This window comes from Lacinutrix sp. MEBiC02595 (assembly GCF_053601555.1).
This window is the reverse complement of record NZ_JBSHNU010000147.1, coordinates 15,666-27,856: the sequence shown is the minus strand read 5'-3', so window position 1 is coordinate 27,856 and position 12,191 is coordinate 15,666. Positions and strand designations below refer to the sequence as shown.

14 protein-coding genes are annotated in these 12,191 nt (G+C 30.5%); all 14 read right to left on the bottom strand.

All coding sequences use genetic code 11. The features are described from left to right. Window positions 1-88: 88 nt before the first annotated feature. Window positions 89-805, bottom strand: coding sequence for a hypothetical protein (locus ACVCZW_RS02305; RefSeq protein ID WP_452230978.1), 717 nt, complete (start codon window positions 803-805; stop codon window positions 89-91). A gap of 68 nt (window positions 806-873) precedes the next feature. Next, window positions 874-1,254, bottom strand: a complete 381-nt coding sequence (locus tag ACVCZW_RS02300; RefSeq protein WP_452230977.1) for a cytochrome C oxidase subunit IV family protein — start codon at window positions 1,252-1,254, stop codon at window positions 874-876. Between the two features lie 56 nt (window positions 1,255-1,310). Continuing rightward, window positions 1,311-2,288, bottom strand: coding sequence for a cytochrome c oxidase subunit 3 (locus ACVCZW_RS02295; protein ID WP_452230976.1), 978 nt, complete (start codon window positions 2,286-2,288; stop codon window positions 1,311-1,313). Between the two features lie 137 nt (window positions 2,289-2,425). Further along, on the bottom strand, window positions 2,426-3,007 hold the full coding sequence (locus ACVCZW_RS02290; protein WP_452231556.1) for a cytochrome c oxidase subunit 3: 582 nt from the start codon (window positions 3,005-3,007) through the stop codon (window positions 2,426-2,428). A gap of 2 nt (window positions 3,008-3,009) precedes the next feature. Then, window positions 3,010-3,903 (bottom strand): heme o synthase, encoded by an 894-nt coding sequence (cyoE, locus tag ACVCZW_RS02285; protein WP_452231555.1) that lies wholly within the window; start codon window positions 3,901-3,903, stop codon window positions 3,010-3,012. A 147-nt stretch (window positions 3,904-4,050) separates the two neighbouring features. Continuing rightward, window positions 4,051-4,698, bottom strand: a complete 648-nt coding sequence (locus ACVCZW_RS02280; protein ID WP_452231554.1) for a hypothetical protein — start codon at window positions 4,696-4,698, stop codon at window positions 4,051-4,053. Then, entirely contained in the window at window positions 4,655-4,822 is a 168-nt protein-coding gene (locus ACVCZW_RS02275; protein ID WP_452231553.1) for a hypothetical protein, read from the bottom strand. The genes ACVCZW_RS02280 and ACVCZW_RS02275 overlap by 44 nt, the downstream gene beginning before the upstream one ends. A gap of 129 nt (window positions 4,823-4,951) precedes the next feature. Then, window positions 4,952-5,119 (bottom strand): hypothetical protein, encoded by a 168-nt coding sequence (locus ACVCZW_RS02270; protein ID WP_452231552.1) that lies wholly within the window; start codon window positions 5,117-5,119, stop codon window positions 4,952-4,954. Window positions 5,120-5,685: 566 nt separating this feature from the next. Continuing rightward, window positions 5,686-6,132 carry a hypothetical protein gene (locus tag ACVCZW_RS02265; RefSeq protein WP_452231551.1) on the bottom strand — a complete coding sequence of 149 codons (447 nt, stop codon included), beginning with the start codon at window positions 6,130-6,132 and terminating at the stop codon, window positions 5,686-5,688. A gap of 190 nt (window positions 6,133-6,322) precedes the next feature. Continuing rightward, window positions 6,323-6,934, bottom strand: coding sequence for a hypothetical protein (locus ACVCZW_RS02260; protein ID WP_452230970.1), 612 nt, complete (start codon window positions 6,932-6,934; stop codon window positions 6,323-6,325). Next, window positions 6,935-7,894, bottom strand: a complete 960-nt coding sequence (locus ACVCZW_RS02255) for a hypothetical protein (protein ID WP_452231550.1) — start codon at window positions 7,892-7,894, stop codon at window positions 6,935-6,937. A gap of 35 nt (window positions 7,895-7,929) precedes the next feature. Continuing rightward, a complete protein-coding gene (locus ACVCZW_RS02250; protein WP_452231549.1) occupies window positions 7,930-8,487 on the bottom strand; it encodes a hypothetical protein in 558 nt (185 codons plus the stop codon). A gap of 600 nt (window positions 8,488-9,087) precedes the next feature. Further along, window positions 9,088-11,175 (bottom strand): gliding motility protein RemB, encoded by a 2,088-nt coding sequence (locus ACVCZW_RS02245; protein ID WP_452231548.1) that lies wholly within the window; start codon window positions 11,173-11,175, stop codon window positions 9,088-9,090. A 118-nt stretch (window positions 11,176-11,293) separates the two neighbouring features. Beyond that, window positions 11,294-12,088, bottom strand: a complete 795-nt coding sequence (locus ACVCZW_RS02240) for an energy transducer TonB (RefSeq protein ID WP_452231547.1) — start codon at window positions 12,086-12,088, stop codon at window positions 11,294-11,296. Between the last annotated feature and the right edge of the window lie 103 nt (window positions 12,089-12,191).

Genomic DNA, 12,191 nt, shown 5'->3' with positions numbered 1-12,191 from the left:
AAAACCTTACAGGAAAATTGTACTAATTAATATCCTTCTCTCCAATTGTAATACATACTATGCGGCACATCTTCAGAATAAATATATCTTATTCTGATACATTTTTTAAATCGTTAGCTCTTCTGGTTTCCGAACTAAAGTTTCCTTTTCGTTTTTGTCGATATTCTGTAAAAAGAATTCTTACATCTTCGCTCATCTTATTTTTCAACTCAGCAACCTCAATACAATCGTATGATTTCATTTGATATGCAGGCCTATTCTTTTGCTTTTCATAATCTGCTCTATCATCTATTCTTCCTCTTAAGTTTAATTCTTTATCAATAATAACCACATCATCGGTTGCTAGATTTGCATCTAGATCACTAATTAAACGTAAGCTTTTATATAATTTTTGAATTTCTTTATCGGAAGCCGAAACGTATTTCCAATATTCTAAATAGTCGTATTTACTTAGCTCGCTTTTTAGTTGTTCTACTTCCGCTTTAGCGTTATTTGGAACCACCATAACAATCTGAAACTTTTTAAAACCTTTAAACTTATCGTACATCAACTCTTTCAAGTTAGACATAGCAGTAAGTTTATCCATTGGATTATTACCTAAAAACCCTAAAATAGTTATATGATCTTTAAGTAAAACTTTTTCGTTTTCTGTGGAAGTAAAAGAAGCAATGTCTAAAACATTTTCCTCTAAAATATCTAAAGCAATATAGTTGTGTTTTGCAGGATATAAAAATAATAGAAATAATACTGGAAGGAAGAATAAAATTCCAAGAATCACATTTCTTTTAATCAGCTTTTTGTTCATAGTACAAAAATAAAAAAAGACGGTTTAATAACCGCCTTTTATATATAATTTAACTGAAAGATTTTGTGTTAAAAATCGTTTTTAATAAAACCTGAAGAATATACAGATTCTATATAACCTCCTTCTTGTAAAAGAATGAATACAAGGTATAATATTAAGAATACTGCAGTCCATACTACCATACGTCTTAACGCTTTTACTTCATCACGCATGTGCATAAAATCCCACGTGATGTAATATGCTTTTACAATAGTTAATATAATGAATATCCAGTTTAAGATTTTCATTCCTAAAAACTTACCCATTAAAGCTTCTGGTTTTGCAATACCTAACGCTACTTCAATTACAGTAACAAGTGTTAAGAAAGCTAATACTCCCCAAATTTTTGAAGTGTTCGATTTAAATTTAACTAAACCTCTAAATATTTCTAATTTATGTTCGTGTGCCATTATATATGTTTTTAGATTTCCTAGGTAACGGAAATGAAAAATAAATTTTTAATTAATTAAACTAGGTAGAAGAATGTAAATACAAATACCCAAACTAAATCTACAAAGTGCCAGTAAAGTCCAACCTTTTCGACCATTTCGTAGCTTTTACGTCTTTCATATGTTCCTAAAATTACATTAAAGAAAATAATGATATTAAGTACTACTCCCGAAAATACGTGAAAACCGTGAAAACCTGTTATAAAGAAAAAGAAGTCTGCAAATAATGGCGCTCCATATTCATTTACATGAAGGTTTGCTCCTTGCACAAATAATACCCCGTTATCTTTTAGTTGACTTATAGACTCTTCTCTAGATAAGACGGTCTTTTTACCTTCTGCATTAATAATTTGTGTTCTTACTAAAACATCTGGATGCGCTTCTAAACCTTTAGTAATTTCGGACATTGTATATGCAGGTAAAGCACTTTCACTTTCAAACCATAAACCGTTTTTACTTTCGTGTTGCGTTCTTGTTCCTGCTTCTAATTTAGCAAAATCTGCCACAGCTACTCTATGACCATCCGTATCTACAAACTGTAAAATGTTCCCACCTTTTGTTTGTACCGCTCCAAATTCACCTTTAATAAAAGTGTTCCATTCCCATGCTTGAGATCCAACAAATATAACACCACCAATTACCGTTAAAAACATGTAAATAGTAACTTTTGCTTTATTCATGTGATGACCGGCATCCACTGCAAGCACCATAGTTACAGACGACATAATAAGTACAAATGTCATGAAAGCAACATAATACATTGGTGCTTCTACACCATGTAAGAAAGGAAAGTGAGTAAACACTTCATCTGCAATTGGCCAAGAATCAATAAATTTAAATCTTGAGAAGCCATAGGCTGCTAAAAACGCTGAGAAGGTTAATGCATCGGAAACGATGAAAAACCACATCATCATCTTTCCATAACTTGCTGTTAGAGGTTTGTTGCCTCCACCCCAAGTTTTACCTTCTGTTCCAGTAGCTACTGTAGTATTCATATAATTGGTTTAGTTATTAAAGTTGCACAAAAATAATCATTTTATTTTTCTAACGAAACATACAACACTAAATTTTAAAGGACTCTAAGCAAGCTTTAGCTAATACGCTAAAAAAGAACCTTAAAAAAGCGTTAAAATTATCTTACAAAATATAAAAACAAAAAGAGATATACCCAAAGTATATCAATAAAATGCCAAAAGGTTGCAGCTAGCTCGAAGCCTAGCATATTGGTAGCATTGTACTTTTGTTTAAAATGATTATAAATTACGACCAACAAGCAAAACAGACCAACAACAACGTGCAAAATGTGCACCATTGCTATTAAATAGATATAAGACATGGTAACATTACTAGTAGGACCAGTAAAATTATACCCTAAATCTATGATTTGCTGAAAGCCGGTAAATTGATTAAAAATAAAAATTAACCCTAAAACTAAAGTGGTTAATAATAAAATAGTAGTCTGTTGTCTGTTATTATTTTTTAAAGCACGTTTTGCTAAAAGGAATGTAATACTACTTAATATAATTACAACAGTACTAATAATAAAAGCATTTGGTAGCACAAAATCCTTTAACCAGTCTGGTCTAGAACTACTTACTACAAAAGCACTGGTCCATCCTGCAAAAGACATCACTAATGAAATTATACCAAACCAAAGCATCATCTTCTTTGCTCTGCCCTGTTTTTCTTTTAAAGTACCTTGAGTTAAATCCATGATTAACGTATAAATTTATCTAATACATATACTATTTGTAGCAATGTAATATAAGAAACACTAGCAATCATTAATGTTTTTGCTGCTTGTGTTGTCATTTTTTTAAATAATTGAAAAGCAAAATATAGCATACCTAAGCCTAAAAGACCAACTATAATTGCCGAAATTGGTGTTAAATATAATTTTCCTGTAAAGCCAAATGCTGGAATTAGCGAGGCTAAAATCATCCAAACGGTATACACAATAGTTTGCACTGCTGTACCTTTATCGCGTTTTCTTGTTGGCAACATAAAGAAACCTCCTTTTTTATAATCGTCGAATAAAAACCAACCAATGGCCCAAAAATGTGGGAATTGCCAAAAGAACTGGATTGCAAATAAAGTTCCTGGCTCGATACCAAAATCGTTTGTTGCAGCAACCCAACCTAACATAAATGGGATTGCTCCTGGAATAGCACCTACAAAAACAGATAATGGTGTTTTTGTTTTTAACGGCGTATAAACACAAACGTATAAGAATATAGAGATTGCGCCAAACATTGCTGTTTGCGGGTTTATGATATATAAAATAGCAATTCCTAAAATGGTAAAAATAGAAGCAATTACAAAGGCAGTATTCACAGACATTCGTCCTGCTGCAACTGGCCTGTCTTTGGTTCTATCCATTAAAGCATCTAGATCTTTCTCTATAATTTGGTTGAACGCATTAGATGCACCAACCATAAAATAACCTCCAAAGGCTAAAAGAGTAAGTGTGGTATAGTCTACGGTTTCAACGCCTAACAAATATCCTGCAACCGAAGAAAACACGACACTTAATGCCAAACGCATTTTAGTAATTTCTTTAAAATCTGAAATTATTGAATGCTGTACTGTAGATGTGGCTGTTGTGCTCAAATAAAACGCTTTGTTTTGCGAGTGCAAAGATACTTTATAAAACGATATTTAAAAAGAAAAAACCACAAGGTTTTAGTTTGTGGGTTTTTCATACTAATTTACATATATAGTTGTAGTAAGTAACTAATCTAGATTTGGCTTTTCTATTTAAAAAAAACCATTGCGAGTTTCTTTATAAATCACTACCCACTTTTCCTTCGTTTTTTTTAAAAAATAAAGTGTTGTTTCTAAATAATTACCACCTAATTTTTTATAAACAATAGCCTTATCTTTTGTTAAGTTATATACAGGTTTTGAAATGTTAATACTACGTCCATGTTGTATTTTTTCCTTAACAAAAACTGTTTCCATATTATTATTTAGATTCCAATTTTTAATAGCCACATCTTTATAATTGAAAGAATCTTTTAAAAAAATTTCTGCAATTTCACTAATCCCTTTACCGTTCATAATATAATTATTCCTTTTTATGGGTAGTTCTATATGTAATACCGAGTCTATTTCTCTATAAACAGAATCGTGAATTTTATTATTATACTCCTCTTTATAAATATGCTTAAATGCCATGTTTTTAGATTTTCGTCTTTCAAAAAAAGTAACTGCTTTTTTATTTGTACTCTTTTTATCAAAAAATATAGAGTCCTTTATTGAGAAATTACTCTCTTTTATTATAATGTTTAGCAGTTGTTCATCAGCTCCTATTTTATTGCAAGAAAAACAACAAAAGCATGCTAGTAAAGCTATAGTTAATCTAACAATCATCTCCTTGCGCATCACTGGTATTATTTTGCTCATCTAAACATTTATTATTAAGTTCTAAAGGCGTATTATTTCCTGTATTTATTAAAGGCATAGCTGGAGTATTATAAAAAGATCCTTTTGTAATATCTTTACAGTATTGTTGTGTAATACTATTCATTCCTGCCCACGCTAGCGCTCGTCTTTGACGAGTGCATACAACAACAAAACAATTAATATTTTTCAAAAAATGTAATAACAAAAGACAACCTCTTTATTCCTTTTTAATAAACTTTAGGAGCACTCGTTACTAACGAGCGCTAGCGAGGGAAAGTGTGGTATAGTCTACGGTTTCAACGCCTAACAAATATCCTGCAACCGAAGAAAACACGACACTTAATGCCAAACGCATTTTAGTAATTTCTTTAAAATCTGAAATTATTAAATGCTGTACTGTAGATGTGGCTGTTGTGCTCAAATAAAACGCTTTGTTTTGCGAGTGCAAAGATACTTTATAAAACGATATTTAAAAAGAAAAAACCACAAGGTTTTAGTTTGTGGTTTTTTCGAGATTAGTTTGTATTAAATCTTTAATGTGAGTTTTTAAATTATAGGTAGTAAAAAATCAAATTGTATTTTAAAAGATTTTCTATATAGCTATTAACATAAAAGGTTTTTATTATAAAAATATCTCTAGATTTCTTATTACATATTTAATTATTTTATGTTCTATAAAACAAAATAACTAATAAAAACACAAACATTAAAATTAGATATAAGCTTCTTTTCTTAATATTTTTGAAAAATTTTCTTTTAACGTCAAAATAAAAAAGTGTTATGAAAATGATTAAAATAAAAATGATGACTACATATAAAACAATTGGATAATATGAGTAAAAATAAACCTTTTCAAGATCTTCAAAATTCAGAAGTTTCACAATATTTTTTGCAGAAACAGTCGTCATACAAAATACGATAACAAGGAATAAATAATAGAAAAAACTTAATTTTTGATAATTTTTTATATTCATAATAATCACTTTTTTAGTTACATCCAAAAACACTAATTGGTCGGTTACCTAATAATACATCTTTAACTTTCTGCCAATCAACTCTATTATCTGTTATTGATTCACCTATAGATGAAGCTCCTCCATAACTATTAACAAAATTATCCATGTTCTTTTGTAATGAATACCACATTAAATCAGCAGCAAGAAAAGGGTCTGTATCAGTCATAGCTTGAGCAACATCTGATAAAATATACGAATTAAATCGATCTACACCTCTAACAAAAAAGTTATATGAACCATCATTGTTTTGTTCATAACCAAATTGTCGAGTTCCACTTACTGGATGATTCCCTGCATAAGGAGCATTCATTGTCATGAAAAACCAATAGTCATTATGGAACTCAGAACAAATGACCACCCACGCTAGCGCTCGTCTTTGACGAGTGCATACAACAACAAAACAATTAATATTTTTCAAAAAATGTAATAACAAAAGACAACCTCTTTATTCCTTTTTAATAAACTTTAGGAGCACTCGTTATTAACGAGCGCTAGCGAGGGAAAAGAACTAAAAAGAATACATATAATAAGTATGTTTTTCATTGCATTTTGATTTACTAAGAGTTTTTTTAAAAAAATATTAAAAAAAGAAATAGAATCTAGACAACTTAATACTCCCATTCCTCTAATTGATAATACTTTACCATCTGCCAATTGTTAGTGTTATCTTTTTTAAATAAATAAAGACCTCCACTACCACCTAAAGAACTTCTACCTATTCCTAATCTCAATGCTGCCTTATTAAAAGAATCATTAAAAGATATATTAGAAAATCTAAATAACAGATCATAATCTTTCCAATTTTTTGATTTTTTCAAAACTAATGTATCAGCGACTGTAATAACATGCCTACTATTTGCATTAATTTTTTCTATATTAATGTTGTTATTAACTTCAATAATATTAAAGTTTTCTATTAAATCCGTAAATTCAATATCAACACCTTCAAGATTTAATATATTGTTAAGAATAGGCTTTTCAAGAATAGGGTAAACTCCAACCCTCAATTTTAAGTCACGTAAAGAATCTATTACTTTTGCCGATATTTTCCAACTACTTATAGTATCTGACGGCAATGGTGGCAGTGGAGGTAGTGGATAAGCTTTTACATTAATAATGTAAGAGATTAAACTTTCGGTATTCTGTTCTAAGAAATTATCTTGTTCTTTACAAGAAAAAAAAAGCAAAAATATACCGAATACAAATAAAAACTGTTTCATTTAGTTACAGACTTGAATGTTAAGATTGGTTTGTGTTACTCGCAGATTAATATTGTTATTTTCTTCGGCATCTGTAAGTACACCTCGATAATCATAGGCTCTTAAACCATCCCAAGCATAATCTTTGTAATTAGCTAGGGGATATCTATTATTATCAAATTGTCTTAATGCTAATGCTATTTTGTTAATATAGTTTTCAATAATATATTGATGGTCAGCAGCATTGTCCCAATTAAAACCAGGATCTACTGCATCTGTATAGTTTTTATAGTAAGCATATAACTGAAACAAACGCGACCTATTATTCACATCAACTCCTGACTGAAATAGCTTCACAAACCTAGCTATTTCGGCATGAATTGACTCGTGTAATATAGCTTGTGCCATTTCGATTGGGTTAGTATTTACATCTTCAAAAGTAATAACAATATTAAAAGGGTCACTATCATCAGTACATTGATCATCTGTTAAGACACAATTCCCAACTTTAAAAGTAAGGTTAAATTTTGGATCGTTAATAAAAGCACCCACAGTACTTTTAAAAAGAGCACTATTATCTTTTACCAACTTATCATATACACATTTTAATTGAACATTATTTACAAAAGTTGAATCTAAAATGATTTTATTTGGCATATCAACTTCACCACCTTCATTCATTGCCTCCATAGCTTTTTCAGCAAAAGCAAGAACTTCTAGACTTGGGCAAGTATTACTATTAGGCGAATTATTTCTTAAATAGATAGAAATACTTCTCATATTATGAAAATTTGAAGTTGATTGTAGCCAAAGTTCTGCATCTGGATCTAGAGAAGCACCTAAACAATCAATTATCTTTTTTTTATAATCTACAGTTTTTGGGGTTAGTGTTGCTACAGTAGATGAGTTATTATTTGTAGAGCCACCAAAATCTGTTGGAACAAAATCATCATTATGAAGTGGGTCTTGATTATCGTTCATGTAACTAGGACATTCTACATTGTATTCTGTTTGTACTATTGGATGACTGGTTGGGCTAGTTGGATTAGTTGGGCTTGGATTTCCAGCATCAATAGTGTAATAGTCCTATTACAAGAACCATTACTATTTTGCATGTAAAACCAACTTCCTGTATAGTTTGAAGAAGAAGAAGAAGAAGAAGAAGAAGAAGAAGAACCATTTACTCCAATGCCAAAACCTCCCGAACCACTACCACCTTGAGAACCCAAACACCAAATTACATCTTCATTTCCCAGATCATCTACAGAAACCAAACAACCATCTATCATCATCATCTTAGTAGCATTTATAGAATTATAAAAATTATCCATATTTATTAAATCACTATCAATTTCTTTTATAGAAATAAGTAATGAATACTCTGTATTATCTGAAAACAATATCGTTATATAACTATAAATATAAAAATAAAAATGAAAAACTTCTTGATTCGCTCGTTTTTCAATTATTAAATTCTCGAAAGTAGCCTCTGAATGTATAGGCGTTTCTATTTTAAAGGTATAAGCTTCAGAATTATCCGTTACGGTTTGCACTATTTCATCTGTTAAAATCACAAAACTACCATCTGAAGCGTTAATTTTTGAATTAACAGTATTGATTTTGCTTACATCTAAATACTTATTAATCTTATAAAATGTATTGTTTAACTCACTGTTCTCTTTAATTTCATTAAGTGTTACTCTTTTTACAAGTACTTTATTTGTGTTTTCGTTTTGCGAAGTATTTTCTTTAAATTAATCATCCTTCTCACAATTAACCAACGTTAAAGCAAAAAATAGCACTATAATCTTAATGCTTGTTTTTAAAATGTTTTTCATTTTTTTTACCAATTCTTAAATATATTAAACAATAGGTTTGCCAAACAAAAACGAGATGCTTTTGTTTACTTACTATTAATTATATTTTCTTAGGGAAAGTTTGAAATAAATTTCAGCTTTTAAATACGTCTATTTATTAAGCCTAAAAATTTATTACTCAAATATGAAAAAAAAAAAAAACAATTTAACAAAGGCTTTTTTCAAGAATGTGTGCAGTTCATCGAAAAACAGCAAAAGGCGTTACGGTAAAACCGTAAATTAAAAGGGTTTACGTGAAGGTTGTTGTAATAGAACGAAATACATAACTATGAGATTCCTGCCTTCGCAGGAACTAGACTACAAATCAAAATACCAGTTAAATAAGTCGGTTCTAATTCCGAAATTAAACCATACTGTATTATTCTTAAATGTAGTGGTTGTTTGCGCTTCCGGATTAAAATCTCTAACACTTATATCTGCAAATATTTTTAGATTGGTCGCAGGATTTATTAAGTAACCCGCTTGCAGGTTGGTATAAAACGTTTTGGTCTTGTTTCCTTGTGCTACAGTAATCCCTGTATTTCCTGGTCTGTCGGTATAGCTTTCGTAAATATTACTACCATAACTAATACCATTATCAAAATCTAAACCACGAGAACCTAAAACCATTTTTGCATTTGCAAACCAGCGTTTGTAATTGTAACGACCAATAAGTACTAATTCACTAAAATTTGCTCCCCAAAGATGCGCCATAGATTGGTTGTTATGTCCATAGTTTAAAAAGGTAGTATTGTGAGAATAGGTATATGGTCGCACTCTATTGTATTCTGCTTGTAATAAAAGATTATCTACTTTAAAAGCGTTGTAATATTTTAGTCCTAGTTGGTAACCAAATTTGTTTTTCCAACTTTTTTCGCCTCCAGTAATATCACTTAACGAAAACTCATCTAACACAAATTGACTGTATGCATTGATGTTATCGTTAATTTTATATTTTCCTGATAAACCCATAATAGCATTTCCTGCATCTTGCCCAGTTTCAAACTCGATAGCACGATAAAAAATAATAGGATTCAAGTAATTTACATCAAAACCTCTGTTTTGGGATTTTGCCCAAACAATAGATTCAAAAAAACCAATATTTAAACGTTTTGTGGCATTCCAACTTAAAAAATGCGTTGCCATATATTTACTTAAATAAGCACCATCTTCATCTGTTCCTGCTGGTGTAACATCCTTTAGCCACATCCAAGTATTGGTATATTTAATTTTCCAGAATTTCGTGTTAATCTTTAAAAATGGTGAAGGACTAGCAACATCACTTAAAAACAAGGAACGATATCCGTCCCCAATAAAGTTTTTACCATGACCAAATTGCACGTTTAAAAAATCGGTTGGTGCATAGGATAAATATGCTTCAGCAACTGGGTAATCATAAGCATCCTTTTTAAAACGTTTTGCAATTCCTCTTCCTGGAATTATAGCAACTTCATCCGATGCTTTTATAGATTCTGCATATTGATTGTAGTATTGTGCAAAGCGTCCTTGACTTTCATACACCGAAGCATAAAAACTAAACTTATCTCCTAATCCTCCTTGAATATAAAGTCCTCTTGTATTATTATATGTCGAGCTAAAATCTGCTTCTGTGTCTTTACCGACTTCAAAATCAAAAATAGGATCTATAGTAAACCAATAGTTTTCTGCTTGGTAGCGCACTAAATGTTCGTTCCATAGTTTTCTAGACAACAGCGTTTCTTTTCCTTTTTGTAATTTTTCTTTTTCTCCTTGAAAATCGTAATATTTAGATACCTCTTCATACACAAAAGGCTTAGAAGCGGTATGGCTATTTGTACCAACTAGATTGATATTTCTATCAAATTTAGCATATGCACTATGTGTAAAGGGTATATTTAACTGGCTAGTAAATTCTTTGTTTGTGTATGGAACCAGTTTTTTATTCACACTATCATATTCCGTTTTAATAGCTTCTTCAATAGATAGTTTTGTTACTTCTTTAGTAACCGCTTTAGCTGGAACCGTTTGATTTATAATAGGTATTTGAATAGGAAGGGAATACTGCTTATATGTAGGTTTACCATTATAAGTTCCTGGTTTAATTTTAGGCAACGCATCAAAAACACGAGTAGCTTCGTCCTTTAAGTCGTCATACATAGCATCTACATAAATAACACGAAAAGCACCTTCTTTATCTACTTCAAAAAGCACCACAACTTCTCCGCTATACTTTTCTTCGGAAACGATTTCTGGTGTTTTAAAACTATTGTAAATATGGTTTAACACATTCGTATCAAAACAATTCTGAAGGGCATCTATTTCTACAGATTCACAATTTGGAAAAACCGGAGGCTTTTCGAAAAAAGAATCTTCTTGTGAAAAGGTGAAATATGGAATAAGAAGAAGTAAAAAGATAAATTTCTTCATAGTTATTTTTGCTGTTTTTTATAATGTGGTAAGATACTATTTTTTTATAATCCTGTAAATTAAAAAAAGTCGTTAATAATAACTTATTAACGACTTTACTTCAAAAAGAATATTACTCTTAATTCTGAACGCTAAACTTAATAGGAATTCCATAAATAACGGAAACATTTTTATGATGTTGTTTTCCTGGAGTCATTTTTGGTAATTTACCAATCACTTCATTCGCCTCAATTTCAAGTTCCTTGTGCCGAGATCTTGCTTGCACATCTGTAACGTTTCCGTTTTGATCAATTTTAAACATTACATGAATCTGCTGTACGCCATTTAAACCTAACTCGGCAGCAATATCTGTATCAAATTTTTTCTGAATGTGCTTTGCTATTTTTTCAGACATACATGCTTTTCGTTCTGCATTAGTGGAAGCACTTTCGCAACCTGGAAAAATAGGAACTTCTTCTACAAAATCCACAGGAATTATTACAGGTTCTTCAGGGAGCTTTACATTAGGAACATCGACTATTGCAACTATTGGTTTATCTACCTTTGGAGGAGCTACAATAACATCCACAACTTTTGTCTCCGGTGTATCATCTGGAACCGGTTTATACGTGTCAATTAATCTTGCCGGTTTAGATCTTTCAACAGCTTTCTTTACTATTACAGGTTCTTCGATAACAAAATTAATATTAATTAAATCATCGTCTGGATCTACTGTAAAAGCTTCACCTAAGTCTAACGCTTTTGTTTCAAACTTCATTTCTAGAAGTCCGTAGCTAAATAGCAAACATATTATTAAACCTACTTGAAAGTAAATGGTAGCGTTTTTTTGTAAATTTGCATCATGCTTTTGTGATTTTAATACGTTTTCCTCTTTTTGGTCATTGAGGTCGTAATAATTTTTAAGTTTTCTCATAATATTAAAGATTTAAATGTTAATATTATGATAAAATAACAATAAGCATACCAAAAAAGAAATCCCGTTACAAAAAATGTAACGGGATTTTAATATAGTCTTT

What these genes read in the sequence shown, in the direction of transcription:
- ACVCZW_RS02305 (WP_452230978.1), bottom strand. Translation starts at nt 805, where the DNA reads ATGAACAAAAAGCTGATTAAAAGAAATGTGATTCTTGGAATTTTATTC.
- ACVCZW_RS02300 (WP_452230977.1), bottom strand. Translation starts at nt 1,254, where the DNA reads ATGGCACACGAACATAAATTAGAAATATTTAGAGGTTTAGTTAAATTT.
- ACVCZW_RS02295 (WP_452230976.1), bottom strand. Translation starts at nt 2,288, where the DNA reads ATGAATACTACAGTAGCTACTGGAACAGAAGGTAAAACTTGGGGTGGA.
- ACVCZW_RS02290 (WP_452231556.1), bottom strand. Translation starts at nt 3,007, where the DNA reads ATGGATTTAACTCAAGGTACTTTAAAAGAAAAACAGGGCAGAGCAAAG.
- ACVCZW_RS02280 (WP_452231554.1), bottom strand. Translation starts at nt 4,698, where the DNA reads ATGAGCAAAATAATACCAGTGATGCGCAAGGAGATGATTGTTAGATTA.
- ACVCZW_RS02275 (WP_452231553.1), bottom strand. Translation starts at nt 4,822, where the DNA reads ATGAATAGTATTACACAACAATACTGTAAAGATATTACAAAAGGATCT.
- ACVCZW_RS02260 (WP_452230970.1), bottom strand. Translation starts at nt 6,934, where the DNA reads ATGAAACAGTTTTTATTTGTATTCGGTATATTTTTGCTTTTTTTTTCT.
- ACVCZW_RS02255 (WP_452231550.1), bottom strand. Translation starts at nt 7,894, where the DNA reads ATGAACGATAATCAAGACCCACTTCATAATGATGATTTTGTTCCAACA.
- ACVCZW_RS02245 (WP_452231548.1), bottom strand. Translation starts at nt 11,175, where the DNA reads ATGAAGAAATTTATCTTTTTACTTCTTCTTATTCCATATTTCACCTTT.
- ACVCZW_RS02240 (WP_452231547.1), bottom strand. Translation starts at nt 12,088, where the DNA reads ATGAGAAAACTTAAAAATTATTACGACCTCAATGACCAAAAAGAGGAA.